Origin of the sequence: Mesorhizobium montanum, assembly GCF_033977145.1 — a bacterium.
Lineage (GTDB): Bacteria > Pseudomonadota > Alphaproteobacteria > Rhizobiales > Rhizobiaceae > Mesorhizobium > Mesorhizobium montanum.
In genome coordinates this window covers 73,734-99,066 of sequence record NZ_JAVIJF010000023.1, presented here as the reverse complement: position 1 = coordinate 99,066, position 25,333 = coordinate 73,734, and the positions used below count along the sequence as shown (strand labels likewise).

Here is a 25,333-nt window from a genome sequence, read left to right as displayed (position 1 = left end):
AAGCATGATGAACGCACCGCTCAACATCTCCATGCCGGCCGAGGCGTCCCAGGCGCCGAAGAGCTACAAGCTGCTGATCGACGGCAGGCATATCGATGCCCGCGACGGCCGCAGCATCGAGCGTGCCAGCCCCGGCCACGGTTTTGTTGTCTCGCGCTATGCCCAGGCGGGCGCTGCAGACGTCGAGGCTGCGGTTCAGGCCGCACACAGGGCGTTCGAGACCGGCCCGTGGCCGCGCATGAAAGCCTCCGAGCGCGCCGCCGTGTTGCTCAAGGCCGCCGACCTGATCGAGACCCGGCTGGAAGAGATCGCCCGGCTCGACGCGCTGGAATCCGGCAAGCCGATCGCCCAGGCGCGCGGCGAGATTGGCGGCGCCGTCGACATCTGGCGCTATGCCGCCTCGCTTGCCCGCACGCTGCATGGCGAGAGCTATGCCAATCTCGGCGATGCCATGTTGGGCGTGGTGCTGCGCGAGCCGATCGGCGTCGTCTCGCTGATCACGCCGTGGAATTTCCCGTTCCTGATCATCAGCCAGAAGCTGCCCTTCGCGCTCGCCGCCGGCTGCACGGCGGTGGTCAAGCCGAGCGAGATGACGTCGGCCTCGACCTTCGTGCTCGGCGACATCCTGCTCGAGGCCGGACTGCCGGCCGGCGTCGTCAACATCCTCGCCGGTTTCGGCGCCGATGTCGGCGCGCCGATGGTCAGCCATCCGCTGGTCGAAATGGTCTCCTTCACCGGCTCGACCCGCGTCGGTAAGATGACCATGGCCGCGGCATCGAATTCTCTGAAGAAAGTCTCGATGGAGCTTGGCGGCAAGAACGGCCAGATCGTCTTCCCCGACGCCGACCTAGAAGCGGCGGCGGACGCGGCGGTGTTCGGCGGCTTCTTCAACGCCGGCGAGTGCTGCAATGCCGGCAGCCGGCTGATCGTGCATGAGGCGATCGCCGACGACTTTCTCGGCATGGTCAAGACGCTGGCAAGCAAGGTTAGGGTCGGCGATCCGCTCGACAACGGCACCAAGGTCGGCGCCATGATCTCAGCCGACCATATGGCAAAGGTAGCCGGCTATGTAACGGCGGCGAAAACCGACGGCGGCAGAGTCTACAGCGGCGGCGGCCAGCTCGCCTCCAACGCCGGCCAGTATCTCGACCCAACCATCGTCCGCAACGTCACCGAGGACATGGCGATCGCACGCGAGGAAGTGTTCGGACCGGTGCTGTCCGTGCTCACTTTTGAAACGATTGAAAAGGCATTGCACATTGCCAACAACACGCCCTATGGTCTGTCTGCAGGGGTGTGGAGCGCCGGCATCGACACCTGCATGTCGGTGGCGCGCGGTGTGCGTTCGGGGACGGTTTGGGTGAACACGTTCATGGAAGGTTATCCCGAACTGCCTTTCGGCGGCTATAAGCAGTCCGGTATCGGACGCGAACTCGGCAAACGCGCCGTCGAGGACTATACCGAGGAAAAGACTATCCAGTTTCATCGCGGCCAGCGCACCGGTTGGTGGGTCGGCTGAGTTGGGAAACCCCGGCGGACACCCGCCGGTTACGTGAATGCAACAAGGGAGGTAGTACATGTTGCGCAAACTGCTTATCGGAACGGCTCTTGCGACGAGCTTTGCGTTCTCGGCGCATGCCGCGGATGTCAAGGAAGTGCAGATGCTGCATTGGTGGACGTCGGGCGGCGAAGCGGCCGCTCTGAACGTGCTGAAGCAGGATCTGGCCAAGGAAGGCTATGCCTGGAAGGACGTGCCGGTGGCCGGCGGCGGCGGCGACGCCGCCATGACCGCGCTGAAGGCCATGGTCGCGGCCGGCAACTACCCGACCGCCTCGCAGATGCTGGGTTACACAGTGCTCGACTATGCCGCCGCCGGCGTCATGGGCGACCTGACCGAGACCGCCAAGAAGGAAGGCTGGGACAAGTCGGTTCCGGCGGCGCTGCAGAAGTTCTCCGTCTATGACGGCAAGTGGGTGGCCGCTCCGGTCAACGTCCACTCCGTCAACTGGCTGTGGATCAACAAGGCGGTGATGGACAAGATCGGCGGCACCGAGCCGAAGACCTTCGACGACTTCGTGGCGTTGCTCGACATGGCCAAGGCAGCCGGCGTCACCCCGCTCGCGCTTGGCGGCCAGAACTGGCAGGAAGCCACCATGTTCGACTCCGTCGTGCTGTCGACCGGCGGTCCGGAGTTCTACAAGAAGGCCATGAACGACCTCGATGAGGACTCCCTCAAGTCCGACACGATGAAGAAGTCGTTCGACAACCTCGCCAAGCTCGTCACCTATGTCGACCCGAACTTCTCGGGCCGTGACTGGAACCTCGCCACCGCGATGGTCATCAAGGGCGACGCGCTGGTTCAGGTCATGGGCGACTGGGCCAAGGGCGAGTTCCACGCCGCCAAGAAAACCCCGGGCACCGACTTCCTCTGCTACCGCTTCCCGGGCACCGACGGCTCCGTGATCTACAACTCCGACATGTTCGGCATGTTCAACGTTCCGGAGGACCGCAAGGCCGCCCAGGTCGCGCTGGCCACCGCCACCCTGTCGAAGAGCTTCCAGTCGGCCTTCAACGTCGTCAAGGGTTCGGTCCCGGCCCGCACCGACGTGCCTGATACCGACTTCGACGCTTGCGGCAAGAAGGGCATGGCCGACCTGAAGAAAGCCAATGAAGGCGGCACGCTGTTCGGCTCGCTGGCCCAGGGCTATGGCGCCCCGCCGGCCGTCGCCAACGCCTACAAGGACGTCGTCTCGAAGTTCGTCCATGGCCAGATCAAGACCTCTGACGAGGCCGTGACCGAACTGGTCAAGGCGATCGACGACGCCAAGTAAGGCTTTCGCTTGAACTCGGGTCTCCCCCGCTTCGGTGGGGGAGGTCTCCTGTCGACAAAAGGTGAGGGAAAGACCCTGGTCGCGCCGGGCCGTTTCCGACCAACCGGTACTGGATGAGCCGATGAGCACAGTTGCCGAAACCCAGATCAAGCTGACGCCGGAGCATGACGCCCGCCCAGGCAGCACGGTCCGGTCGCGGCTGCAGGATCTGTTGCCGAAGATCGTATTGGCGCCGAGCTTCGCGGCGACGATCGTCTTCGTCTATGGCTTCATTTTATGGACGATCTATCTGTCGTTCACAAATTCAAAAACCTTCCCGTCCTACGCCATCACCGGCCCCCGCGCCTATCAGCGCCTGTGGCGCTGGACCTTCGAGAGCGACCCGCCGTCGAGCTGGTACACCTCGATCACCAACATGGGCATCTTCGGCTTTCTCTACATCGGCATCTGCCTGGCGCTCGGCCTGTTCCTGGCCATCCTGCTCGACCAGAAGATCCGCGGCGAAGGCGTGCTGCGTCCGATCTACCTCTACCCCATGGCGCTCTCCTTCATCGTCACCGGCGTCGCCTGGAAATGGTTCCTCGACCCTGGCCTCGGACTCGAGCAGACCCTGCATCAATGGGGCTGGACGAGCTTCCACTTCGACTGGATCAAGAACAAGGATTTCGTCATCTACACGGTCGTCATCGCCGGCGTCTGGCAGGCCTCGGGCTTCATCATGGCGATGTTCCTGGCCGGTCTTCGCGGCATCGACGGCGAAATCATGAAGGCGGCGCAGATCGACGGCGCTTCCACCTTCCAGCTCTATCGCCGCATCGTCATCCCGATGCTCAGGCCCGTTTTCCTGTCGGCCTTCATCGTGCTCGCGCACCTCGCCATCAAGTCCTATGACCTCGTCGTGGCGCTGACCAGCGGCGGCCCAGGCGGCTCGGCCTGGCTGCCGTCCAACTTCATGTATGAGTTTACCTTCAAGCGCAACGAGATGGCGGTCGGGTCGGCGAGCGCCGTGATCATGCTGATGACCATCACGGCCATCATCGTTCCCTATCTCTATTCCGAGCTCAGGGAGAAGTCGCGATGAGCGCCGTTACTTCACCCACCCGCCCCTCACCCACCCGCCAGGCCTCGAGCGGCGTCCGCGCCAGGACGCTCAACCGCATCGTGATCTACGGCTTGCTCGCGCTGTTCGCGATCTTCTACCTGATGCCGCTCTTCGTCATGCTGGTCACCTCGTTCAAGACGATGGACGAGATACAGAACGGCAACATGCTGTCGCTGCCGCATGCGCCGACTTTCGCTCCATGGATAAAGGCGTGGAGCGAGGTTTGCTCGGGCCTGACCTGCGTGGGCATGAAGGGCTATTTCTGGAACTCCATCAAGATGGTGGTGCCGGCGGTGCTGATCTCGACGCTGCTCGGCGCGCTCAACGGCTATGTGCTGACCAAATGGCGCTTCCGCGGCCACATCCTGGTCTTCGCGATGATGCTGTTTGCCTGTTTCATTCCGTTCCAGTCGGTGCTGTTGCCGATGGCAACGATCCTCGGCAGCCTCGGCCGCTTCGGCGTCACCCTGCAGAACGCAACGGGATTCAATTTCGGTCTCGGCAATTCGACGGTCAACCTGGTCTTCGTCCACGTGGTCTACGGCCTCGGCTTCACAACGCTGTTCTTTCGCAATTATTACGAGGCCTTTCCGACCGAGCTGGTGAAGGCGGCACAGGTCGACGGCGCCTCCTTCTTCCAGATATTTCGGCGCATCATGCTGCCCAATTCGCTGCCGATCATCGTTGTGACGGTGATCTACCAGTTCACCAACATCTGGAACGACTTCCTGTTCGCCTCCGCCTATGCCGGCTCCGGCGACGTGATGCCGATGACGGTGGCGCTGAACAATGTCGTCAACACCTCGACCGGCGTCGTCGAATACAACGTCAACATGGCTGCGGCGATGATCGCCGCGCTCCCCACCCTGATCGTCTATGTCGTGGCCGGCCGCTATTTCGTGCGCGGGCTGATGGCTGGCGCGGTCAAGGGCTGACCCTTTTTCTTGAAGGAACGACCATGGCTTTTCTGGAAATTGATGGGCTGAAGAAGCGTTTCGGGAATGTCGAGATCCTGAAGGGCATCGATGTCGAGCTCGAAAAAGGAGGCTTCCTGGTGCTGGTCGGCCCGTCCGGCTGCGGCAAGTCCACATTGCTCAACACCATCGCCGGTCTCGAAAGCATCACCGAGGGCGAGATCCGCGTCGAGGGCCGAGCGATCAACGACCTGCATCCTTCGAAGCGCGACATCGCCATGGTCTTCCAGAGCTACGCGCTCTATCCGAACATGACGGTCGCCGGGAACATCGCCTTCGGCATGGAGATGCGCGGTGTGCCGGCGGCGGAACGCCAGGCGGCGATCGACAAGGTGGCCAAGATCCTGCAGATCGGCCATCTGCTGCAGCGCAAGCCGAGCCAGCTTTCCGGCGGCCAGCGCCAGCGCGTCGCCATGGGCCGGGCGCTGGTGCGCGACCCCAAGCTCTTCCTGTTCGATGAGCCGCTCTCCAACCTCGATGCCAAGCTGCGCGTCGACATGCGCATCGAGATCAAGCGCCTGCATGCCACCACCGGCACGACGATCGTCTATGTGACGCATGACCAGATCGAGGCGATGACCTTGGCGACCAAGATTGCCGTGATGCGCGACGGCGAGGTGCAGCAGTTCGGCACGCCGGCCGAGATTTATAACAACCCGACCAATATCTTCGTCGCCGACTTCATGGGCTCGCCGGCGATGAACCTGATCCCCGCCAAGATCGACGGCAATGGTGGCGGGCTTTCCGTGGTGCTCGACCGCGAGGCGCGCCAGCCGATCATACTGCCGATGCCCGGCGCGCCCGCCGGCCTTGCGGCATTCAAGGACAAGCCGGTAATCTTCGGCGTCCGCCCCGAAGCGCTGACCGACCCGGAAGGCGCCGAACGCAACGGCTCCGACATTGCGACCGCCGACTGCCACATCGAGGTGGTCGAGCCCGCCGGCTCGGATACCTTCGCCGTCACCAATCTCGGCGGTAAGGGCGTGGTGGCGCGGCTGAGGGCGGATGCCAGGATACAGCCCGGCACCAGCACGCCTTTGGCCTTCAACCTCAGCAAGGCGGTGTTCTTTGACCCGGCGACCGAGAAGCGCATCCGCTGATGCATGTCGCCCAAAAGTGGATCCGGTTTTGGGGCAACGACATGCATCAAAACAGAAACCTGAAGCGCGTCGGATATGGCAGCTCAAACGCGACGCGCTTTAGGCCATGACAAATCCGGATATCGTCATCATCGGCTCCGGCATCGGCGGCGCCACGATCGCTTCCGGCTTGGCCGGCAGCGGCGCCTCGATCCTGATCCTGGAGCGCGGCGAGCCGCTGCCGGCAACGCCGCATGCGCGCTCGACGCGCTCGATCTTCGTCGACGGCCATTACCGGCCGAAGGAGATGTGGCGCGAGGCCGGCGGCGCTGCCTTCAACCCCGGCAACTACTACTATGTCGGCGGCAATTCGAAATTCTTCGGCGCCGTGCTGATCCGCTACCGCAAGGAGGATTTCTCCGAGCTCGAGCATTTCGGCGGCGTCTCGCCCGCCTGGCCGTTTTCCTATGACGAGTTCGAGCCCTGGTATTCGAAGGCCGAACAGCTTTTTCGCGTGCGCGGCACGCTCGGCGAGGATCCGACGGAGCCGTTCCATTCGCTCCCCTACGCCTTCAAGCCGGTGCCCGACGAGCCGCCGATCGCGCGCGCCCGCGCCGAGTTGAAGAGCCTTGGCCTGCACCCGGCTTCGCTGCCGCTCGGCGTCGACATCGAGGCCTGGCTGAAGGACGGCAAGACCGGTTGGGACGCTTTCCCGAACACCGGCCAGGGCAAGATCGACGCTCAGACCGGACCGCTGACAGCCGCGCTTGCCGACCCGAACATCCGGCTCGAAACCAGCGCGCATGTAGACTGGCTCGAGACGTCAACGGACGGCAAGACGATCACCGCCATCCACTACACCCAGAACGGCGCACGGAAGACGCTGTCGCCGAAACTGGTGATCCTCTCGGCCGGCGCGATCAACTCGGCCGCCATCCTGCTGCGCTCGCCCTCAGGTACCGGCAAGGGCCTCGCCAACAGCTCCGACCAGGTCGGCCGAAATTTCATGAACCACAATTCGAGCGCGATGCTGGCGATCGACCCGCGCCGCCGCAACGACAGCGTCTACCAGAAGACGCTGATGCTCAACGACTACTATCTGTCGGACGGCAAGGGCGGCAAGCCGCTGGGCAATGTGCAGTTGCTCGGCAAGATCGACGGCAACATGCTGAAGGCCAATGTGAAGACGGTGCCGAAATTCGCGCTCGATTTCATGGCCAGGCACGCCGTCGACTGGTACCTGATGTGCGAGGACCTTCCCGATCCCGAAAGCCGCATCATGGTCGACGGCAAGGAGATCGTCATGCAGTGGCGCCGCTCCAACATGCGGTCGCTCGAAGGCTTGACCAAGGTCATGCGCGAAAACCTTCGCGCCTGCGGTTATCCGATCGTTTTGTCGCGCCCCTTCGACAAGCGCACTCCCTCGCACCAATGCGGCACGGTCAAGATGGGCAACGACCCGGCGACAGCGCCGCTCGATCCGTTCTGCCGCGCCTTCGACCACCGGAACCTGTTCGTGGTCGACGGCGGCTTCCTGCCGACATCGGCCGCGGTCAATCCGGCGCTGTCGATCGCCGCCCAGGCGCTGCGGGTGGCCGAGCATATCCGCAGGAGCGAGCTTTGATAGGTTCGCGCCGCGCTGACCGAGAAAGAGGCTTCCAATGACCCGCCAGGCAGCCATCATCACCGGCGGCGCGCGCGGCATCGGGCTTGCCTGCGCCGAGGCGCTGGCCGACGCCGGCTTCGACATCCTGGTCGCCGACCTTGTCGACAAGCCTGCCGACGAGCTGGCGGCCAACATCGCCGCACGCGGCGCGAAATTTGCCTATGCAAGCTGCGACATCGCCGATCTCGCTGGCCATGCCGCCCTCATTGACGCTGCGATGACCGCCTTCGGCCGCATCGACTGTCTGATCAACAATGCCGGCGTCGGCGCGGTGGTGCGCGGCGACCTTTTGGAGCTGAAGCCGGAAAACTTCGACCGCGCGCTAGACATAAATCTGCGCGGCACTGTCTTCCTCAGCCAGGGCATCGCCAAGGCCATGCTGGCGACGCCCGCCGTTTCAGCCAGGTCGATCATCACCATCACCTCGGTCAGCGCCGCGATGGCCTCGCCGGAGCGCGCCGACTACTGCATTTCGAAGGCTGGGCTATCGATGTGGGTGAAGAACCTGGCGCTGCGGCTGGCGGCGGAAAATATCGGCGTATTCGAGGTGCGGCCGGGCATCATCCGCACCGACATGACGGCCGGCGTTTCCACCAAGTATGACGCGCTGATCGAGGGCGGCCTGGTGCCCGCCAGACGCTGGGGCGAGGCGGGCGACATCGGCGCCGTCGTGGCCGCACTTGCCTCCGGCAAATTCGGCTTTTCGACCGGATCGGTCATCGATGTCGACGGCGCGCTCTCCGTGCCGCGCTTGTGAGGAACAATGGCTGACTACATCATTGTTGGCGCCGGTCCAGCCGGCTGTGTTCTCGCCAACCGGCTGAGCGAGGATCCTTCGAATTCCGTCCTGCTGCTGGAAGCCGGCGGCAAGGACTGGCATCCGCTGATCCATATGCCGGCGGGCTTCGCCAAGATGACCAAGGGCATCGCCTCCTGGGGCTGGTCGACCGTGCCGCAGAAGAACATGAAGGACCGCGTCTTCTGGTACACGCAGGCCAAGGTTGTCGGCGGCGGCTCGTCGATCAACGCGCAGATCTACACGCGCGGCAACGCCCGCGACTACGACGCCTGGGAGAAGGAAGAAGGGCTGACCGGCTGGGGCTATCGCGACGTGCTGCCCTATTTCAAGCGCGCCGAGAACAACCAGCGCTTCGCCAACGATTATCATGGCGACCAGGGACCGCTCGGCGTCTCCAATCCGATCTCGCCGCTGCCGATTTGCGAGGCTTATTTCCGCGCCGGCCAGGAAATGGGCATCCCGTTCAATCCGGATTTCAACGGCGCCAGCCAGGAAGGCGTCGGCTACTATCAGCTCACCCAGAAGGATGCGCAGCGTTCATCCGCCTCCGTCGCCTATCTCAAGCCGATCCGCGACCGCAAGAACCTGACGGTCAGGACCGATGTGCTGGTCACCCGCGTCGTCGTCGAGAAGGGCCGCGCTGTCGGCGTCGAAATCGTCGATAAGCCCGGCGGCGAGAAGACCATACTGCGCGCCGAGCGCGAGGTGATCGTCTCCTGTGGAGCCATCGGCTCGCCGAAGCTGCTGATGCAGTCCGGCATCGGCCCGGCCGACCATCTGAAGTCGGTTGGCGTGACGCCGGTGCACGACCTGCCCGGCGTCGGCTCCAACATGCAGGACCATCTCGACCTGTTCGTCATCGCCGAATGCACCGGCGACCATACCTACGACAACTACGCCAGGCTGCACCGCACGTTGTGGGCCGGCCTGCAATATCTTCTGCTCAAGAAGGGGCCGGTGGCCTCCAGCCTGTTCGAGACCGGCGGCTTCTGGTACTCCGACCCGACCGCGGCCTCGCCCGATATCCAGTTCCATCTCGGCCTCGGCTCCGGCATCGAGGCCGGCGTCGAGAAGCTGAAGAACCCGGGCGTCACGCTGAACTCCGCTTTCCTGCGCCCACGCTCGCGCGGCACGGTGCGATTGAAGAGCGCCGACCCGGCCGACCATCCGCTGATCGATCCGAACTACTGGTCCAACCCCTATGACCGCGACATGTCGATCAAGGGCCTGCGGTTGGCACGCGAGATCATGCGGCAGAAGGCGCTTCAGCCCTATGTTTTGCGCGAAGTGCTGCCCGGTCCAAATCTGCAAAGCGACGCTGAGCTCTTCGACTATGCCTGCCGCAGCTCCAAGACGGACCACCACCCGGTCGGCACCTGCCGCATGGGCCATGACGCGATGGCGGTGGTGACGCCGGACCTGAGGCTGCGCGGCATCGAGGGCCTGCGGGTCTGCGACGCCTCGGTGATGCCGCGCGTCCCCTCCTCCAACACCAATGCGCCGACCATCATGGTCGGCGAAAAGGGCGCCGACCTGATCCTCGGCCGCGAGCCGCTGCCGCCGGCCGTGTTCAAGGGCAACCAGGCGGCTTGAGGCACGAATGATGATCCGGCATTGCGTCTTTGTCCGCTTTCGCGACGACGTTCCCGCAACCGAGCGCGCGGCGATCCATGCCGGCCTCGAAGCGCTGCGCACCGTCATCGACGGCATGGGCAAGGTGCATTTCAGCGCCAATGTCAGCCCGGAGCCGTTCGCGCGCGGCTTCACCCACGGCTTCACCATCGATTTTCGCGATGCCGCCGCCCGCGACGCCTATCTCGTGCATGAGGCGCACCAGCGCGCCGGCGCGCGCCTGGTCGCCGCCCTCGATGGCGGCACAGAAGGGTTGATGGTCATCGACCTCGAGTTTACGCAAATGTGACCGCCGGTTTCCAAAAACCGGCAAACCCAACGGTTCTCTTTTGCCCGCCCTGGAACATATCGTTCCTTTTGGGGGGGTGCAAAAGGAGGACCGCCTTGAACCTCACCACCGAACAGAAGAAAACCGTAATCGCATCGTTCCTCGGCTGGACGCTCGACGCTTTTGATTTCTTCCTTCTGACTTTCCTGCTCACCGATATTGCGGCTGAGTTCCAGACCGATGTGCCGGCGGTCTCGAAAGCGTTGTTCCTGACCTTGGCGACGCGTTTCATCGGCGCGTTCTTCTTCGGCATGCTTGCCGACAAATACGGCCGCAAGCCGATCCTGATGCTTAACATCGTCAGCTATTCTGTGATCGGCGCGCTCGCCGCCTTCTCGCCCAATCTCGGAATATTCCTGGCGTTGCGCGCCTTGTTCGGCATCGCCATGGGCGGCGAATGGGGTCTGGGCAGCTCGCTTGCCATGGAATCCATTCCGCCGAGCGCCCGCGGCATGGTCTCGGGTATCCTGCAATGCGGCTATCCTGCCGGCTACCTGCTGGCGGCGGTGGTCTACGGCCTGCTCTACGGCCAGAAGATCGGCGAGTTCACGTTCGGCTGGCGCGCCATGTTCCTCTTGAGCTTCGTGCCGGCGCTGATCGTGCTTTTCATCCGCTCGCATGTGCCGGAATCGCCCGCCTTTGTCGAAGGCCGTGCCCAGACGCGGCCGGGTCTCCTTGAGACGCTGCGGAAGCACTGGCGCATCGCGCTCTATGCCGTGGTGCTGATGATGTTCTTCAACTTCTTCAGCCACGGCACGCAGGACCTCTACCCAACCTTCCTGAAGAAGCAGCACGGCTTTGACCCGCACACGGTGAGCTGGATCACCATCGTCGCCAATATCGGCGCCATCGTCGGCGGACTGGCCTTCGGCGCGCTGTCGGAAAAGATCGGCCGCATCAACGCCATCACGCTCGCCTGCGTGATTGCGTTGCCGGCGATTCCACTCTGGGCCTATACGACGACGCCGTTCATGCTGGCGCTCGGCGCCTTCGTCATGCAGGTGGCGGTGCAAGGCGCCTGGGGCGTCATCCCGGTGCATCTCAACGAGTTGTCCCCGGGCGCCGTGCGCGCGACCTTGCCCGGCTTCATCTATCAGGCCGGCAATCTCGCGGCGTCCTATGGCGGACCCTATCAGGCCGGCATCGCCGAGGCGCCCGGCGGCAGCTATGGCTACGCCCTTGCGTTGTTTGCCGGCGTGGTCGCTGTCTGCATCATCATCGTCATCCGTTTTAGCCCGGAGAGGCGCGGGCAAGTGATGACGGTGTTGGATCATGAGGCTGGAGCAATTCCAGAAAAAGTGTGAAGCGGTTTTCCGTCCGGAATTGCGTCAAAACAAAGAGATAGAGCGGGTCGCCGTTCCCGTGAAACGGCGACCCGCTCTATCCGAGTCTGAGCGCGACGACGCCGGCGACGATGCTGAGCGCGGCAGCACCGCGCCAGCCCGTCATCTTCTCGCCCAGCGCGAAGACCGAGATCATCATGGCAAACAGGATCGAGGTCTCGCGCAGCGACGCTACAGAGGCGATCGGCGCCTTGGTCATCGCCCACATGACGATCCAGTAGGCGGCGCCGCTGAGCACGCCGGTGAACAGCCCGGCCTTCCAGTCACGCGCCAGCACAGGCAGCGATTGCGGTCCGCGAAAGATGACACACAGCACGAGCGCCCCGGCTGCATCGCAGATGAACAGCCAGGCCGCATAGCTTTGCGCGGTTGCCGCCAGCCGCGCGCCGCTGCCGTCGGAGAGCGTGTAGCTGGCGATGAAGATCGAGGTACCGAGCGCGAAGCCGACCGCGCGAAGATTGAAACGTTCGAGATGGACGCCGCCTCGAAACGACATCACCAGCGTTCCCCCCGACAGAAGCACGATGCCGAGGATGGCGAGCGGCGCCGGAACCTCTCTGACGACGACCATGCCGCCAAGTGCCGCCAGCAGAGGTGCGGTGCCGCGCGCCAGCGGATAGGTCTGGGCGAAATCGCCGGCCTTATAGGCGCCGATCAGGAAGGTCCGGTAGCCCATGTGGAAGATCACCGAAGCGATGATGTAAGGCCAGATTTCCGCCTTCGGTACCTCGACGAAAGGCAGCGCGAAAAGTGCCGCAAATCCCATGCCGAGCGTCATCAGCGTAATCGACAGGAAGCGGTCGAGATGCACCTTGACCAGCGCGTTCCAGATCGCATGCATGGCGGCTGCGGCAAGCACCGCGAAAAAAACGAAAAGCGTCATGCCCTGTTCATCCGCCAGCGATGCCGGGCGTTTCCAGATCGATGTCGACCCTGAGCGGAAAATGATCCGAGGCGACTTCGCCGATATCGGCGCCGATCGATCGCACCCGCTCGGCCAGCATGCCGCCGACGAAGCAATGGTCGAGCCGGCGCTTGGCGAGCCTGCCGTCGATGATCTTCTCATGCGTGTGGAAGTCGGATGCCGGTTCTTTGGCGACGGCAGCCGCGTCGACGAAGCCGTCGATATAGGCAGCACCGCGATGATAGGGCGTCGAGCCGACGATGCGCCGATGCTCGGCGCTGCCCGGCTCCATGTTGAAGTCGCCGAGCCAGATCGCCGCCAGCGGGTTTTCCGGTTCCGGCTGGCCGTTCGACCAGTTGCGCTGCGGTTCGTCATCGACGCCGCTCCAGGGGCCACCGTCCGACGGCGCGCGTCGATGCTCGGCAAGCAGATAGTCGATCTGCTCCAGTCGCTCCTCGGCCGCGACATGCGCCAGGTGCAGCGAGAGCACCCGCACCGGCCCAGCCGGCGTGCGGATCATGCATTCCAGCGCCGCGTTGCGGGTGTTGAGCGGCCTGAGCGTGCGCCGCAGCGGCAGTGCGTGCAGGCGCGACCAGACGATCGGCAGCTTCGACAGCACCATCGTGCCGAACTGCCGCCGGCGGTTGACGATGCGCCCATCCCGCTTCTGGCTGGCGTCCATGTCGAAGGCGGGGCCGTAGGCCCAGTAATAGTCGGGCAGCAACCTGGACAGGATTTCGGGCTGGTCGTCTTCGTTGCTGCGCTGCCAATGCCGCTCGACCTCCTGCAACGCGATGATGTCGGCGCCATCCACCAGCCCGGCGGAGCGTGCGGGATCGTACCGCCCGTCGCTGCCGTAGCCATACTGGATGTTGTAGCTGATCAGCTTCATTGATTAACCGGCTCACTTCCGATGATGGCAGTAGCGCAATTCCAGGAAGAGTGTGAGCGGTTTTCCGACCGCAATTGCTCTAATAGGTGGTGAGCGGCTGGTAGCTTCCGGCGGGCGACGCCGCCAGTTCGGCCCAGTCGATCTCCTCTTCCAGGCGGTGATAGGCTTCGTCGCCGATCGTACCGTTGCTGCGCAGCTCCTCCAGCGTGTCGCGCTGGCGCTTGATGGCATAGAGGCGCAGCCGGTCGTATTCGGTCGCCGCTTGAGCGTCCTCCGGGTTTTCCGCGACCTGTCGCTGCGCCTCATACTGTTCACGCACGACTGCTGCGGCGGCCGACGTCTTGCGGCTCAGCACGTCGAGTGCGGCCTGCATGATCGCGACGCGCGCCTCGGCCACCTCGCGGTCGACTGTCGTGTCGGGTTCGAAGTTGAGCCGGCGCAGCAGCGGCTTCAGGCTCATGCCTTGCAGGACCAGCGTGCCGAGCACGACCGAGAAGGCGGCAAGCACGATCGGGTCGCGGCCGGGAAAGCCGGCCGGCAGGGCAATGGCCGCGACCAGCGTCACCAGCCCGCGCATGCCGCACCAGCCGACAAGCGCGGCGCCGCGAAATGTCGGGCCATCCCGTCTTTGCTCTTCGTCGAAGCGGGCAAAGCGCCTTATCGCGGCAACGTAACCTGTCACCCAGACGAGACGCGCCGCGATGACGACGGCCAGCACCGTTCCGGCGAAGACAAAGGCTTCGCCTTGCCCGTCGCCCGCGAGCCGGCCGACGATCGACCGCGCCTGCAGGCCCATCAGCACGAAAGCCAGCACGTTGAGCACGAACACCGCCGATTCCCAGACCGAATAGGTGCTGACGCGGCGTCTGGCCGACATTCGCCGCGGCGCCGTGCGCGCGATGGTGATGGCATAGACGACGATGGTGATGATGGCCGAAAGCCCGAGCTTGTCGGCGATGATCCAGACGGCGAAGGTTCCGGCGAACTGCACCACGGTGCTGCTTGCCGCATCCTCGATGCGCGTCAGCGTGAGCAGTGAGATCCGGCCGAACAGATAGCCGGCCACGACGCTGCCGACCGTCGCCAACAGAATCACCGGCACGGCGTCTTTCAACATGAGCGAGCCGATGGCGGCCGAAACCGATATCCGGTAGATCAACAGCGCCGTGGCGTCGTTGAGCAGGCTCTCGCCCTGCAGGATCGCGGTGAGACGGTGCGGCACCTTGAACTGGTTGAGCACCGCGCTTGCCGCCACAGCATCCGGCGGCGCGACGATGGCACCGAGCGCGATCGCCGCCGCGATCGGCAGGCCGGCCATCTTCCAGCCGACAAAGGCAACGATCACGGCGGTGAAGATGACGGCGCCGAGCGCGAGCAAGACCAGCGACAGCCGGTAGCGTTTCAGGTCGCGCAGCGAGGTGTCATAGGCGGAATCGAGAAGCACCGGCGCGATGAACAGGGCGAGCGCCAGTTCCGGATCGATCTCGATCATCGGCGCGCCTGGCACGAAGGCAATCCCAACCCCGGCTAGCGCCAGCAGCGACGGGTAAGGCACTTCCAGCCATCGCGATACCGCCGTCAGTACGACGGCAATGAGCAGCAAGACAAGGGTGAGTTCGAACAGCGCCATGGCTCATCGTAGCGGCGAAGCACGAAGCTTGGCAGTACCCTGAGACAGGATACTGTTGATTTATCCGACAAGGCTGTGGTGGCTGGGCAGGTCGCGGGGCCGATTGATGGGATTGCACCTTATCGGCCGGCGCAACGGTCGCCTATCCTATCGACGCCGAGACAAACCGGCCGTCAGTGCAGAACCAGCATATCGCCCGACGAGAAAGAGATGTCGGCCTTGTCGCCGACGGCCGGCGGCGGCGTCGCCGAGTTGTTGAAGGTGTCGAGCGACACCGTATTGCCGCCGATGCCGACGCGCACGCGGATGACCGAGCCGAGGAAATGCACTTCGGCGATCTCGCCCGACAGGCTGGTGTCGTGGCCGGGCTGGCGCGCCAGCGAAATCGCCTCGGGGCGCAGCGCCAGCGACAACGTATCGCCGGATTTCGAGCCGTTGAGCTTGCCCTTGAGCGAGACTTCCTGGGCGTTGACCTGCACCTTGCCGGTGGACGCATCGGTGACCTTGCCCTCCAGCACATTGAGCGTGCCGACGAAATTGGCGACGAACTTGGTCGCCGGCCGGTTGTATATCTCGAAGGGCGTGCCGACCTGCTCGGCCTTGCCGCCATACATCACCGCGATGCGATCCGAGATCGACAGCGCCTCTTCCTGGTCATGGGTGACGAAGATGGTGGTGATGCCGAGCTTCTTCTGGATCGAGCGGATTTCCTCGCGCAGCGACACGCGCACCTTGGCATCGAGCGCCGATAGTGGTTCGTCGAGCAGAAGCAGTTTGGGTTTCGGGGCAATCGCCCGCGCGAGCGCGATGCGCTGCTGCTGGCCGCCGGAAAGCTGATAGGGATAGCGGTCGGCCATCTGCGGCAACTTGATCATATCGAGCATCTCGGCGACGCGCCTGTCCGCGTCGGGCTTCGACATGCCGGCCACTTTGAGGCCGAAGGCGATGTTCTGCGCCACCGTAAGGTTCGGGAACAGCGCATAGGCCTGGAACACCATGCCGACATTGCGCTGGTTGGGCTTCAGCCTGGTGATGTCCTTGCCGCCGACCACGATCTTGCCGGCCGAAGGCTCCTCGAAACCGGCGACCATGCGCAGCACCGTCGTCTTGCCGCAGCCGGATGGGCCGAGGAAGGAGACGAACTCGCCGGGTTCGACATCGAGGTTGAAATCCTCGACCACGGTAGTGGCTCCGAAGGATTTTCGCACGCGCTGAATGGAGAGGAACGGCTCGGCCATGGCTTATTCTTTCGGTCGGTGCTTTCGTCAGTTCGGGCGGTTCGCCGATTTTGGCGCGAAGCGGGAGAGAATCTGGATCAGCGACATGCAGCCCCAGGTGATGGCGAAGGCGATGATGGCAAGTGCTGCCGGCTCATAGGCCCGGTTGGCGCCGATATTCTGCAGATAAGGACCGAAGGCCGGCCGGTTGAGCAGGCTCGCCATGGTGAACTCGCCAATGACGATGGCGAAGGTCAGGAACGCGCCCGACAACACCGCGATCAGCACATTGGGCAAGATGACGCGGGTGACGATCGTGCCCCAGCCGGCGCCGAGGATCTGCGCCGCTTCCGTCAGCGTGCGCACGTCGATGGTGCGAAGCCCGGTATCGACGGCGCGGTACATATAGGGCAGCGCCAGCGTGGCATAGCCAATCACCAGCAAGGCGCTGGCCCCCAGATCGCTGCCCAGGAACGGCAGCGGCGAATTAGAGCCGTACATCCTGATGTAGCCGAAGACGATGACGATCGCCGGGATGACCAGCGGCAACAGCGTGATAAACTCGACTATCGGCCGCAACTGCGGCAGGCGCAGACGGATCCAGTAGGCGGCCGGCACCACGATCAGCACGCCGAGGACGATGGTGAAGATGGCGGCGATTACCGAATAGAGGAACGTTGCCTGGAAGCGCGGGTCGCCCAAAACGATCTGGTAGGCGTCGAAGGAATAGGCGCCGCGCCGCATGCGCATCGAGAATTCCACGGTCGCGATCAGCGGGATGAAGAAATAGGCTGCGCCAAGGATGAAAATGGCCCAGGCCCAGAAGCGTCCGGTCTTCATTTCAGCCACCTCTCCGAGCGTGTCCGGAACCAGATGTAGAAGACATTGGCGAGGCCGGTGATGACGATCATGCCGAAGGCGATCGCATAGCCGAGATGGGCATTGTGCAGCACGTCGCCGCGAATCTGCGCATAGAGCAGGATCGGCACGATGTTGAGCGACGAGCCGGTCAGCGCATAGGCGGTGGCGATCGCCCCGAATGCATTGGCGAAGAGCAGGATCACGGTACCGAGAAAGCTCGGCCAGATCACCGGGATCACCACCATGCGCCAGTATTGCGCGGTGGTGGCGCCGAGCGTCGCCGCAGCCTCGCCCCATTCCTTCTTCAACCCGTCGATCGCCGGCGTGATGATGACCACCATCAGCGGGATCTGGAAATAGACGTAGGTCAGCGTCAGGCCCCAGAAGGACAGGATGTTGAAGCCGTGCGCATAGATGTTGAGCCCAAATAGGGTGTTCAGGATCACTGTGGCGAGGCCGAGCCGGCCGAGCGTGGCAAGGAAGGCGAAGGCCAGCGGCACGCCCGCGAAATTGGAAGCGACGCCGGAAAAGGTCAGCGTCGCCGAACGGATCCATTCGGGCAGGCCGCCGCGCACGATGGCGATGGCGATCGCCAGACCGGCAAAGGCACCGATCAGCGCCGAGGCAAGGCTGACCTTGATCGAGATCCAGTAGGCCGCGACGATCGATGGCTGCGCCAAAGCCACCATGTTTTCGAGCGTGAACTCGCCGGCATCATTCTGGAAGGCGCCCAGCATCAGGTAAAGCGTGGGCAGGATCAGGAACATGATGGCGAAGACGAAGAACGGCGCCACGCCCAGCCATTGCGTCGGCAGCCTGAGGCTGCGCGCCTCGGCTGGCGGCGCGGTCTTTCCCGCAATGGCCTTGTTGGATAGCGAGAGATCGGTCATGCGCCGGTTACCGTGTGGAGAAAGCCGGGCGGCCCGGGCCGCCCGGCCGATATCACAATGTTACTTCACGTTGGCGCCGACAGTGGCGTCCCAGTTCTTGGTGATCGCTTCCTTGGCCTTGCCCTGCTCGTCGAGCGTCGGGAAGACGGCCGATGCGTAGGCCTCGGCCGGCGGCAGCTTGGCCATCACGTCGGCCGGCAGCTTGCCGTTCTTGGAGAGGTCGTTGAAGCGGATCGGGTGGCAATAGCCCTTCAGCCAGCCGATCTGGCCCTCGTCGGAGTAGAGATACTCGAGCCAGAGCTTGGCGGCGTTCGGGTGCGGCGCGAAGGCACTGATCGCCTGCACGTAGACGCCGGCGACGACGCCCGTCTTCGGCACCACGACGTCGACCGGCGGGTTGCCCTTCAGCGTGTCGCGGCCGGCAAGCGCATTATAGTCCCAGGTGACCAGGATCGGGGTCTGGCCTTGAGCGAGCGTCGCCGGTTTGCCGATGACCGGCACGAAATTGCCGGCGGCGTTGAGCTTCTTGAAGAAGTCGAGGCCGGCCATGCCGGCAGCTTCGCCAGCGGCAGCGCCGCCGGAAAGGCCGGCTGCGTAGACCGCCTGGATGGCCTGGTTCGAGGCGCGCGGATCACCGGCGAGCGCGACGGTGTTGGCATAGTCCGACTTCAAAAGGTCGGCCCAGTCGGCCGGCGCTTCCTTGACGAGATCCTTGTTCACCAGGAAGGACAGCACGCCGTAGTAGTCGCCGGTCCAGTAGCCTTCGGCATCCTTGGCGCTGTCCGGGATCGAATCCCAGGTCGACACCTTGTACGCCTGGATCAGGCCGTCCTTCTTGGCGGATGGGCCGAAGGACAGGCCGACGTCGATAACGTCGGGCGCCTGCGGGCCCTTGTTGTCCTTGTTGGCCTTGATCGCCTCGACCTCGTCGCCCGAGCCGGCGTCCGGGTTGAGTTCGTTGATCTTGATTTCCGGATACTTAGCCTTGAATGCGTCGATCACTGCCCCGTAGCCACACCAGTCATGCGGAAGCGCAATCGTGGTGAGCTGGCCTTCAGCCTTCGCGGCCTTGACGAGATCGTCCATCGAAGCGGCGGACGAAATCACCGTCGACGCAAAGAGCGCCGCGGCCGAGAGGGAAAGCACTTTCCCCGTGAACTTGAACATGTGTTCTCTCCGTTGAACTGGCGCGCTGGGCGCCTGCGATGCGGGTATCGTTTTCGTGTGACAGCCAGATGAAGGCTTTTTGAAACCCGAGCCCCGCGGCACAAAAAGTTAACTCTTTTTAACGGACTGTAGCAATTAGCCCGCGCTTAATTTTCCGGCTAATGGTTAGCCGCCTTGATTTTGTGCCCCTTGCCTCCCCTTCCCGGTGTCTTCCGTTTCAACTTCTAGGCATTGCAAGCCGGCTCTCAGACCGAGCCGGCAATCGCATTTTCGAGCAGCGTCAGCGCCGCCTTCTTGGTCAGCTTCACCGGGTTGCCGCCGGCCGTCGGGTCGACCACCGCCATGTCGGCGATCAGCGCCTTGCGCTTCCTGTCCATGTCGAGCCCCTTGATCAGGCCGGGCAGCGCGTGCGGCACCTTGAGTTCCTTGCGCAGCTTGACGATCGCCTTGGCGAAGCCGTCGAAGCCGCCCCTGATGCCGCAATAGGCGGCGAGCCGGGCGATACGGTCCTCGATCGCCTCGCGGTTGAAGGCCAGCACATAGGGCATGAACACCGCATTGGTCATGCCGTGATGGGTATCGTAGAGCGCGCCGATCGGATGCGACAGTGAGTGGATGGCGCCCAGTCCCTTCTGGAAAGCAGTGGCGCCCATGGCGGCAGCGCTCATCATATGCGCGCGCGCGACAAGGTCCTTGCCGTTGGCAAAAGCCTTGGGCAGGTTTTCGAACACCAGGCGGATACCTTCCACCGCGATGCCGTCCGCCATCGGGTGGTAGCCCGGTGCGCAATACGCTTCGAGACAGTGCGCAAGCGCGTCCATGCCGGTGCCGGCAGTGATGAAGCCAGGCATGCCGACCGACAGTTCAGGATCGGCAATGACGATTGCCGGCAGAAGCTTCGGATGGAAGATGACCTTCTTGGTGTGGGTCGCCTCATTGGTGATGACGCCGGCGCGGCCGACCTCCGAACCGGTGCCGGCGGTGGTCGGCACCGCGATGATCGGTGCGATGGCGTCGGAATTGGCTCTGGTCCACCAGTCGCCGACATCCTCGAAATCCCATAGCGGGCGCGTCTGCCCGGCCTGAAAGGCGATCAGCTTGCCGAGGTCGAGCGCCGAGCCGCCGCCGAAGGCTATGACGCCGTCATGTTTGCCCTTCTTGAAGACGGCGATGCCGGCGGTGAGGTTCGTCTCGACCGGGTTCGGCCTCACCTCGGAAAACACGCCATAGGGCACCTTGGCGTCGTCGAGGATCTTCAGCGTCGAGGCGACGACCGGCAGTTTGGCCAGGCCCGGATCAGTGACGAAGAGCGGCCGCTTGATGCCCGTGGCAGCGAGCACATCCGGCAATTCCTTGATGCGGCCGGCGCCGAAGCGGACGGTGGTGGGGTAGTTCCATTTGGAGATGAGCTTGGACATGGTTTGTCTTTCGAAAGATCAAATGGCTTCACGCAGGTGATAGGATTTCGGCCGGGTCAGATTGTCGTAGCCGATGGCCGAGAGCGCGGCGCCCTTGCCGGTATCCTTGACACCGGTCCAGACCAGCGCCGGGTCGAGATAGTCGCAGCGGTTCATGAACACCGTGCCGGTTTCGACGCGGTCGCCGATGGCAATCGCGCGCTCGGTGTCGCGCGTCCAGATCGAAGCCGTCAGCCCATAGGGGCTGTCGTTCATCAGCGCGATCGCCTCCTCGTCGTTGCGCACCTTCATGATGCCGACGATCGGGCCGAAGCTTTCCTCGCGCATGACGCTCATCTGATGGTCGACGTCGGTCAGCACCTCCGGCGCCAGATAGGGCGAACCGGCTCTGTCGTTCTCGACCTTCATGTCGATGTGCGCCTTGGCGCCCTTGCGCAGCGCCTCGGCCTTCTGCTCGCGGATCAGGTCGGCAAAGCGCGCCTGCGCCATCGGGCCCATGGTGGTCGCCTGCTCCAGCGGATTGCCGACGACATAATTTTTGGTCTCAGCGACAAAACCTTCGACGAACTCGTCATAGACCTTCTCATGCACATAGACGCGCTCGATGCCGCAGCAGCACTGGCCGGAATTGAAGAAGGCACCGTCGACCAGATTGGCGACCGCATGATCCATCTTGGCGTCTGGCAGCACATAGGCCGGGTCCTTACCGCCGAGCTCGAGGCCGAGCGTCATGAAGGTGCCGGCCGCGGCTTTCTCGATGGCACGGCCGCCGCCGACCGATCCGGTGAAGTTGACATGGTCGATCTTGCCGGAGCCGAGCAGCTTTTCGGTCTGGGCGTGGTTCATCACGATGTTTTGGAACAGGCCCTTGGGCAGCCCCGCCTTGTCGAAGGCTTGGCTGAAACGCTCGCCGACGAGCAGCGTCTGCGCCGCATGCTTGAGGATGACGGCGCTGCCCGCCATCAACGCCGGCACGATGGTGTTGACCGCGGTGAGGTAGGGATAGTTCCACGGCGCGATCACCAGCACCACGCCGAGCGGCACCTTCTTCACATAGCGGCGGAAACCGTCCTTCGGATTCGACGCGATCACCGGCTTCAGCGCAGCTTCGGCGATCTCGACCATATAGTTGGTGCGCTCCTTGACGCCGCCGAACTCGCCGCCATAGCGCACCGGCCGGCCCATCTGCCAGGCGATCTCAGGCACGATCTCGTCGGTCATGGCGACCAGCGCCTCGAGCATCGCCAGCATGTACTTGCCGCGCTCGACGACCGGCGTCTGCGCCCATTTCTCCTGCGCCGCCCTGGCGCGCTCGACCGCGGCGTTGATCGCCTGGTCCGTCGCAACCGGCCGCTCGGCATAGATCGAGCCGTCGATGGGGGATTTGAGTTTGACCATCTCGGTCATTTTGTAAGTCCTCGCACTTCCAAGAAACGAAAATCGTATGAGTTGGCGCTGCCCTCATCCGCTGCCGGCACTTCATCCGTGTAAGGACGGGGGAAGGAAGTGCTCCAACGTTGGCGCCACTTCTCCCCGATCGTCATGGGGAGAAGGTAAGGGTGAGGGGCAGCGCTGACGTTCGTAGGGCTACCTTAGTACCGCTCGAACCCCCGATGCAGTTCCCAATCCGTAATGCGGCGGTCGTATTCGAATTGCTCCCAGCGCGCGGTGTGCACATAGTGCTCGATCACCTCCTCGCCGAAGGCCCGCTTCAGCATTGTGGAGCTTTCCAGCGTCTCGGCGGCATCGCGCAACGTCTTCGGGATCTCCGGCAGCTGCGACGCCTGGTAGGCGTCGCCTACGAAGGGCTTCTGCAGTTCCAGCTTTTCGTCAATGCCGGCAAGGCCGGCCGCGATCAGCGCCGCGAAGGCAAGATACGGGTTGAGGTCGGCGCCGCCGATGCGGCACTCCATTCGGATGCCCTTGGTGCCTTCGCCGCAGAGCCGGAAGCCGGCGGTGCGGTTGTCCTCGCTCCACATAATCTTGGTCGGCGCGAAGGTGCCGGCCTGGAAGCGCTTGTAGGAATTGATGTAGGGCGCCAGGAACCAGGTGAACTCCTTGGCGTATTTGAGCTGGCCGGCCGCCCATTGCTGGCCGAGGCTCGACAGTGTCCATTCAGCATTTTTGTCGAAGAACAGCGGCGCCCCGCCGTCGGCGCTCCACAGTGAATTGTGGATGTGGCTGGAATTGCCCGCGAGTCCGTAATTGTATTTGGCCATGAAGGAGATGGCCTTGCCTTCGGAATCGGCGATCTCCTTGGCGCCGTTCTTCAGGATGACGTGGCGGTCGGCCATGTCGAGCGCTTCGGCATAGCGCACATTGATCTCTTCCTGGCCGGGACCCCACTCGCCCTTGGAATTCTCGATCGGAATGCCGGCGGCTTCCATCTCGTTGCGAAGCCGGCGCATGACGCCTTCTTCCTTGCTGGTGATGCCGATCTGGTAGTCGCCGATATAGGGCGAGGCGCTATCGAGACCCTGCCAGTGCTTCTTGCGCGCGGAATCGTAGGTTTCGCTGAACAGGTAGAATTCGAGCTCGGAGGCGAAATAGCCGATATAGCCGCGCTCCTGCAGGCGCTTGACCTGCTTCTTCAGGATCGCGCGGGGCGAATGTGCCAAATCGTCATGCGTGTGATGGTCGAGCACATCGCAGATGACGAGCGCCGTTTTTTCGAGCCATGGGATGCGCCGCAGCGTCGAAAGGTCCGGCTTCATGACGAAGTCGCCATAGCCCTTCGACCAGCTCGCCGCCTTGTAGCCGGGCACCGGCTCCATATCGATGTCGCAGGCCAGCAGATAGTTGCAGCCATGCGTCTCGCCATGCGCGGAATCGACGAAATACTGAGCCAGGAAGCGTTTTCCCGAGAGCCGGCCCTGCATGTCGACGATGCAGGCCAGCACCGTGTCGATCTCGCCGTTAGAGACCGCCTTCTTCAACTGATCGAACGAGAAATTCCCGGCCATTCCTTTGGCACTCCAGCGCTTGTCGATTGAGGGAGAAACAAGACCATGGCCGGCGCGATGCCGGCCATGGCCATGATGTGCAGTCTCAGTGGCCTGTCTCGCCGACGGCCACTTCGGCTGCCGCGATTTCCGCCTGGCGGCGAGCAATATCGGCGCCAATCGGCGGGCCCTTGAACCGCCGGGATTCGAGGCCGAACCACAGTACCGCAAGAAGGATGATCAAACCGATGGCATAGTTGATCAAGATGTCGAAGGGCGGCTGGATACCGGCATACATCAGGATCAGAACGCCGAGGATGGTGATGATGGCGAACGGCTTGGACCACATGCCCAGGCGAAACGGACCAAATTCGGTCCAGGTCTTGCCTTCCGCAAATAGGCCTGCCGCAACCGGCATCGCATAGGACACATAGAGGAACAGGGCGCAGCCAGCCGCCAACGCGGCGAAAGCCGGCGAGTAAAGTGTCGCTGCGACCGAGAGCACGGCTCCAAGCCAGATCGCCGCCACCGGCGTGCGCCATGTCGGGCTGACGGTTTTCCACATCGAGGAGCCCGGCAGGCCGCCGTCACGCGCGAAGGCGAATATCATGCGCGAGGTTGAGGTTAGTCCGGCCAGTGCGCAAATGTAGTTTGCCACCACGATCGCGATGGCGACGATGCTCTTCAGCAAAAACGGCGCCGGTAGATTGTTGAAGAGGTTGAACCAGGCGTTGCCGCCATCCTTGGCAGTCGCCGCCAGATCCGGGCTTGCCAGCACGAAGGAGACGGCCATGACGAAGCCGAAGATCAATGACCAGAGAACGGAATGGATCATGCCGCGCGGCACTGCCACCCGAGCGTTGTGGGTCTCCTCCGAGGTATGAGCGGAGGCGTCAAAGCCGGTGATGGTATAGAGCGGGTAGAGAAGACCGATCAGGAAGGCGACCAGCGCCGTCCGTGCCGTCGGCACATAACCGCCGCCCGCATCACCCGTGTTGTTGACGAAAGTAGTCAGTCGCGAGAAATCCCAGCTCGCTCCCCAGATCAGGAACATCGCGGTCAACACCACCGCAACGACCAGGATGAGATAGCCCGAAAAGTCCGTCAGCGCGGTGGTCAACTTGATGCCGAAATGGTTGAACAGCGCCTGCGTCAGCGTGATGATCACGACACCAATCACTTGCTCCTGATAGCCCCACGCCGACACGTCATGGCCGAACACGCCGGCCCAGACGAGGTCCTTGAAGAGCGCATAGACGCCGACATTGACCGAGGCGACGACGAAGATCAGGCCAAGCAGGTTGATCCATGCCGTGGCCCAGCCCCAGCCTCGACCGCCGAGGATGGAGGACCAGTGGTAAAGACCGCCCGCGGTCGGATAGGCTGAGCCGATCTGGCCGAGGGAGGCGGCAACGACCAGCGCGAAGACGCCGCCGATCGCCCAGCCGATAGTTGCCTCGAAACCACTGCCGGTGGCCATGGCCAGCGGGAACGAGGTGATGCCACCCGCCAAGATGCAAATGATCGAGAAGGAAATGGCAAAGTTGGAGAAGCCGCTCATGCGGCGAGCCAATTCCTGGGCATAGCCCATGCTGTGAAGGACTTTTACGTCCTCAGACTTGTCGATTTCTGAAGGTCTCATTTTTGGAAGTCCCCTG

The 25,333-nt window shown here is 63.4% G+C and carries 21 protein-coding genes; 10 read left to right on the top strand and 11 right to left on the bottom strand.

All coding sequences use genetic code 11. The features are described 5' to 3' along the window. The first annotated feature begins 7 nt into the window (after positions 1–7). The 10 genes from RFM68_RS27215 to RFM68_RS27170 all read left to right on the top strand — a co-directional run bounded on the left by RFM68_RS27215 (position 8) and on the right by RFM68_RS27170 (position 11,715). Positions 8–1,519 carry an aldehyde dehydrogenase family protein gene (locus RFM68_RS27215; RefSeq protein WP_320236122.1) on the top strand — a complete coding sequence of 504 codons (1,512 nt, stop codon included), beginning with the start codon at positions 8–10 and terminating at the stop codon, positions 1,517–1,519. Positions 1,520–1,577: 58 nt separating this feature from the next. Beyond that, on the top strand, positions 1,578–2,831 hold the full coding sequence (locus RFM68_RS27210) for an ABC transporter substrate-binding protein (protein ID WP_320236095.1): 1,254 nt from the start codon (positions 1,578–1,580) through the stop codon (positions 2,829–2,831). A gap of 121 nt (positions 2,832–2,952) precedes the next feature. Continuing rightward, a complete protein-coding gene (locus RFM68_RS27205; RefSeq protein ID WP_320236094.1) occupies positions 2,953–3,912 on the top strand; it encodes a carbohydrate ABC transporter permease in 960 nt (319 codons plus the stop codon). Beyond that, a complete protein-coding gene (locus tag RFM68_RS27200; RefSeq protein ID WP_320236093.1) occupies positions 3,909–4,868 on the top strand; it encodes a carbohydrate ABC transporter permease in 960 nt (319 codons plus the stop codon). The genes RFM68_RS27205 and RFM68_RS27200 overlap by 4 nt, the downstream gene beginning before the upstream one ends. 23 nt (positions 4,869–4,891) lie before the next feature. After that, on the top strand, positions 4,892–6,007 hold the full coding sequence (locus RFM68_RS27195) for an ABC transporter ATP-binding protein (protein WP_320236092.1): 1,116 nt from the start codon (positions 4,892–4,894) through the stop codon (positions 6,005–6,007). A 106-nt stretch (positions 6,008–6,113) separates the two neighbouring features. After that, positions 6,114–7,610: a GMC oxidoreductase gene (locus RFM68_RS27190; protein ID WP_320236091.1), complete on the top strand. Its 1,497-nt coding sequence runs from the start codon at positions 6,114–6,116 to the stop codon at positions 7,608–7,610. A gap of 37 nt (positions 7,611–7,647) precedes the next feature. Further along, positions 7,648–8,409, top strand: a complete 762-nt coding sequence (locus RFM68_RS27185; protein ID WP_320236090.1) for a 3-ketoacyl-ACP reductase — start codon at positions 7,648–7,650, stop codon at positions 8,407–8,409. A gap of 6 nt (positions 8,410–8,415) precedes the next feature. After that, positions 8,416–10,044 (top strand): GMC family oxidoreductase, encoded by a 1,629-nt coding sequence (locus RFM68_RS27180; protein ID WP_320236089.1) that lies wholly within the window; start codon positions 8,416–8,418, stop codon positions 10,042–10,044. Positions 10,045–10,054: 10 nt separating this feature from the next. Further along, positions 10,055–10,372 (top strand): Dabb family protein, encoded by a 318-nt coding sequence (locus tag RFM68_RS27175; RefSeq protein WP_320236121.1) that lies wholly within the window; start codon positions 10,055–10,057, stop codon positions 10,370–10,372. A 95-nt stretch (positions 10,373–10,467) separates the two neighbouring features. After that, the gene (locus RFM68_RS27170) at positions 10,468–11,715 is read left to right on the top strand and encodes an MFS transporter (RefSeq protein ID WP_320236088.1); all 1,248 of its coding nucleotides are present in this window, start codon (positions 10,468–10,470) and stop codon (positions 11,713–11,715) included. Between the two features lie 76 nt (positions 11,716–11,791). Here RFM68_RS27170 and RFM68_RS27165 read toward each other — a convergent pair whose 3' ends face one another. From RFM68_RS27165 to RFM68_RS27115, 11 genes are all read right to left on the bottom strand, one after another. Beyond that, positions 11,792–12,637, bottom strand: coding sequence for an EamA family transporter (locus tag RFM68_RS27165; RefSeq protein ID WP_320236087.1), 846 nt, complete (start codon positions 12,635–12,637; stop codon positions 11,792–11,794). Positions 12,638–12,644: 7 nt separating this feature from the next. Continuing rightward, the gene (locus RFM68_RS27160) at positions 12,645–13,550 is read right to left on the bottom strand and encodes an endonuclease/exonuclease/phosphatase family protein (RefSeq protein ID WP_320236085.1); all 906 of its coding nucleotides are present in this window, start codon (positions 13,548–13,550) and stop codon (positions 12,645–12,647) included. Positions 13,551–13,629: 79 nt separating this feature from the next. Then, positions 13,630–15,180 (bottom strand): cation:proton antiporter, encoded by a 1,551-nt coding sequence (locus RFM68_RS27155; RefSeq protein WP_320236084.1) that lies wholly within the window; start codon positions 15,178–15,180, stop codon positions 13,630–13,632. A 173-nt stretch (positions 15,181–15,353) separates the two neighbouring features. Further along, entirely contained in the window at positions 15,354–16,418 is a 1,065-nt protein-coding gene (locus tag RFM68_RS27150) for an ABC transporter ATP-binding protein (RefSeq protein ID WP_320236083.1), read from the bottom strand. Positions 16,419–16,445: 27 nt separating this feature from the next. Next, entirely contained in the window at positions 16,446–17,237 is a 792-nt protein-coding gene (locus RFM68_RS27145) for an ABC transporter permease (RefSeq protein WP_320236082.1), read from the bottom strand. Next, positions 17,234–18,148, bottom strand: a complete 915-nt coding sequence (locus RFM68_RS27140; RefSeq protein ID WP_320236081.1) for an ABC transporter permease — start codon at positions 18,146–18,148, stop codon at positions 17,234–17,236. Before RFM68_RS27140 ends, RFM68_RS27145 begins: the two co-directional genes overlap by 4 nt. A 60-nt stretch (positions 18,149–18,208) precedes the next feature. Continuing rightward, positions 18,209–19,315: an ABC transporter substrate-binding protein gene (locus RFM68_RS27135; RefSeq protein WP_320236080.1), complete on the bottom strand. Its 1,107-nt coding sequence runs from the start codon at positions 19,313–19,315 to the stop codon at positions 18,209–18,211. A 245-nt stretch (positions 19,316–19,560) separates the two neighbouring features. Then, positions 19,561–20,733 (bottom strand): iron-containing alcohol dehydrogenase, encoded by a 1,173-nt coding sequence (locus tag RFM68_RS27130; RefSeq protein WP_320236079.1) that lies wholly within the window; start codon positions 20,731–20,733, stop codon positions 19,561–19,563. A gap of 18 nt (positions 20,734–20,751) precedes the next feature. Then, positions 20,752–22,140: an aldehyde dehydrogenase family protein gene (locus RFM68_RS27125; RefSeq protein ID WP_320236078.1), complete on the bottom strand. Its 1,389-nt coding sequence runs from the start codon at positions 22,138–22,140 to the stop codon at positions 20,752–20,754. Positions 22,141–22,325: 185 nt separating this feature from the next. Further along, a complete protein-coding gene (locus RFM68_RS27120; RefSeq protein WP_320236077.1) occupies positions 22,326–23,696 on the bottom strand; it encodes a glutamine synthetase family protein in 1,371 nt (456 codons plus the stop codon). 85 nt (positions 23,697–23,781) lie between these two features. Next, positions 23,782–25,317: an amino acid permease gene (locus RFM68_RS27115; RefSeq protein ID WP_320236076.1), complete on the bottom strand. Its 1,536-nt coding sequence runs from the start codon at positions 25,315–25,317 to the stop codon at positions 23,782–23,784. Between the last annotated feature and the right edge of the window lie 16 nt (positions 25,318–25,333).

Coding starts and splice junctions, on each gene's coding strand:
- RFM68_RS27215 (WP_320236122.1), top strand. CDS start 8: ATGAACGCACCGCTCAACATCTCCATGCCGGCCGAGGCGTCCCAGGCG.
- RFM68_RS27210 (WP_320236095.1), top strand. CDS start 1,578: ATGTTGCGCAAACTGCTTATCGGAACGGCTCTTGCGACGAGCTTTGCG.
- RFM68_RS27205 (WP_320236094.1), top strand. CDS start 2,953: ATGAGCACAGTTGCCGAAACCCAGATCAAGCTGACGCCGGAGCATGAC.
- RFM68_RS27200 (WP_320236093.1), top strand. CDS start 3,909: ATGAGCGCCGTTACTTCACCCACCCGCCCCTCACCCACCCGCCAGGCC.
- RFM68_RS27195 (WP_320236092.1), top strand. CDS start 4,892: ATGGCTTTTCTGGAAATTGATGGGCTGAAGAAGCGTTTCGGGAATGTC.
- RFM68_RS27190 (WP_320236091.1), top strand. CDS start 6,114: ATGACAAATCCGGATATCGTCATCATCGGCTCCGGCATCGGCGGCGCC.
- RFM68_RS27185 (WP_320236090.1), top strand. CDS start 7,648: ATGACCCGCCAGGCAGCCATCATCACCGGCGGCGCGCGCGGCATCGGG.
- RFM68_RS27180 (WP_320236089.1), top strand. CDS start 8,416: ATGGCTGACTACATCATTGTTGGCGCCGGTCCAGCCGGCTGTGTTCTC.
- RFM68_RS27175 (WP_320236121.1), top strand. CDS start 10,055: ATGATCCGGCATTGCGTCTTTGTCCGCTTTCGCGACGACGTTCCCGCA.
- RFM68_RS27165 (WP_320236087.1), bottom strand. CDS start 12,637: ATGACGCTTTTCGTTTTTTTCGCGGTGCTTGCCGCAGCCGCCATGCAT.
- RFM68_RS27160 (WP_320236085.1), bottom strand. CDS start 13,550: ATGAAGCTGATCAGCTACAACATCCAGTATGGCTACGGCAGCGACGGG.
- RFM68_RS27155 (WP_320236084.1), bottom strand. CDS start 15,180: ATGGCGCTGTTCGAACTCACCCTTGTCTTGCTGCTCATTGCCGTCGTA.
- RFM68_RS27150 (WP_320236083.1), bottom strand. CDS start 16,418: ATGGCCGAGCCGTTCCTCTCCATTCAGCGCGTGCGAAAATCCTTCGGA.
- RFM68_RS27145 (WP_320236082.1), bottom strand. CDS start 17,237: ATGAAGACCGGACGCTTCTGGGCCTGGGCCATTTTCATCCTTGGCGCA.
- RFM68_RS27140 (WP_320236081.1), bottom strand. CDS start 18,148: ATGACCGATCTCTCGCTATCCAACAAGGCCATTGCGGGAAAGACCGCG.
- RFM68_RS27135 (WP_320236080.1), bottom strand. CDS start 19,315: ATGTTCAAGTTCACGGGGAAAGTGCTTTCCCTCTCGGCCGCGGCGCTC.
- RFM68_RS27130 (WP_320236079.1), bottom strand. CDS start 20,733: ATGTCCAAGCTCATCTCCAAATGGAACTACCCCACCACCGTCCGCTTC.
- RFM68_RS27125 (WP_320236078.1), bottom strand. CDS start 22,140: ATGACCGAGATGGTCAAACTCAAATCCCCCATCGACGGCTCGATCTAT.
- RFM68_RS27120 (WP_320236077.1), bottom strand. CDS start 23,696: ATGGCCGGGAATTTCTCGTTCGATCAGTTGAAGAAGGCGGTCTCTAAC.
- RFM68_RS27115 (WP_320236076.1), bottom strand. CDS start 25,317: ATGAGACCTTCAGAAATCGACAAGTCTGAGGACGTAAAAGTCCTTCAC.